Annotated in this window: 1 protein-coding gene; it reads left to right on the top strand. The window is 41.8% G+C overall.

Annotation, left to right across the window (positions count from 1 at the left end; all coding sequences use genetic code 11):
• Positions 1 to 465: 465 nt before the first annotated feature.
• The gene (locus A0F92_RS07545; RefSeq protein WP_068243769.1) at positions 466 to 1,032 is read left to right on the top strand and encodes a transposase; all 567 of its coding nucleotides are present in this window, start codon (positions 466 to 468) and stop codon (positions 1,030 to 1,032) included.
• The last annotated feature ends 481 nt before the right edge of the window (positions 1,033 to 1,513 follow it).

Here is a 1,513-nt window from a genome sequence, read left to right as displayed (position 1 = left end):
GTATAGATGTTTGGGTAGCATCACTAGCAAAAGCGGAGGGACGCTGCGGCTTACGAAGCGTGAACCCGTTCTCTAACACCGCAGCATCCCCCACAAGCTTCCCCCCTTTTTTTCCCGCAGTGTCTACTCCGGTTAGGAGCGGACTTAGGATAGGGAGTAGTAATGCGCATGGGAGTGGGGATAGCATCACTAGCAAAAATGGAGGGACGCTGCGGCTTACGAAGCGTGAATCCGTTTTCAAAAACCGCAGCATCCCCCACCAACATATAACAACGTAAATGTCTTTGCGTATGTTGCTACTACTAATAAGCTACTGAGTAGGGTAGATACTGCGGGGAAGGGTGGGTGAGTGGAGGGACGCTGCGGATCAATCTGAGGTAGGAAAAGATAAATAAAAGGATGAGACAGAATTCAAAGTATAGCATATAAATTTCATCTAAATCTTAATCCTGTAAACTTCTTTTTATGTCTATTAGAAAAAAAATGATAGACTCCGATGGCACTTATTTTATCACCTTCACTTGCAAAAACTGGTTACCATTATTTGAAATAATAGATGGTTATGATAGGGTTTATCAATGGTTTGATTATTTGAAGGCGAAAGGACATTTTATTTTAGGTTATGTAATCATGCCTAATCATGTTCATTCGATTATACATTTCAGAAATTCAAAAAAACCAATTGAATTAGTTGTTGGTGATGCAAAGCGATTGATGGCATATGCTATCATAAAATGGTTAAGGGATAACCAAAAAGAAGATATATTAAGACAGTTAGCTTGTCAATCCGACAAAACTAAATATCAGGTATTTGAACCTTCATTTGATAGAAAATCATGTGAAAGTGATTACTTTTTTTGGCAAAAACTCAATTATATACATGAAAATCCTTGTCGAAGGAAAATACCGTTAGTGGAAAGGCCCGAAGATTATAAACATAGTTCTGCAGCTTTTTATTTAGGAATAGAAAGTAGTAGATATCCTGTTACACATTATATGACGTTATCAGATTTATTAGAGCAAGATTGTTGATGAATAAGCGACGATGAATTAGGTTGTAATTTTAATTTACGTGAGGATAACCGCAGCATCCCCCACCAACATCATCAAACGTAAATGCCTTTGCGGGAATTTCGAATACAAAAAAGCTATTGCCAAGGGTAGATACTGCGGGGAAGGGTTGGGTGAGCGGAGGGACGCTGCGGCTTACGAAGCGTGAATCCGTTCTCTAACACCGCAGCATCCCCCACAAGCTTCCCCCCTTTTTCCCCGCAGTGTCTACTCCGGTTAGGAGGGGAATTAGGAAAGGGAGTAGAAATGCGCATGGGAGTGGGGATAGCATCACTAGCAAAAATGGAGGGACGCTGCGGTTTCCGAAGCGTGAATCCGTTCTCCAACACCGCAGCATCCCCCACCAACATATAACAACGTAAATGTCTTTGCGTATGTTGCTACTACTAATAAGCTACTGAGTAGGGTAGATACTGCGGGGAAGGGTGGGTGAGCGGAGGGA

This window comes from Hydrotalea flava (assembly GCF_001623405.1).
In the GTDB taxonomy this organism is placed as follows: Bacteria; Bacteroidota; Bacteroidia; order Chitinophagales; family Chitinophagaceae; genus Hydrotalea; species Hydrotalea flava.
Note: the sequence above shows the minus strand (reverse complement) of the source record. Positions and strands in the feature narration are given on the sequence as shown.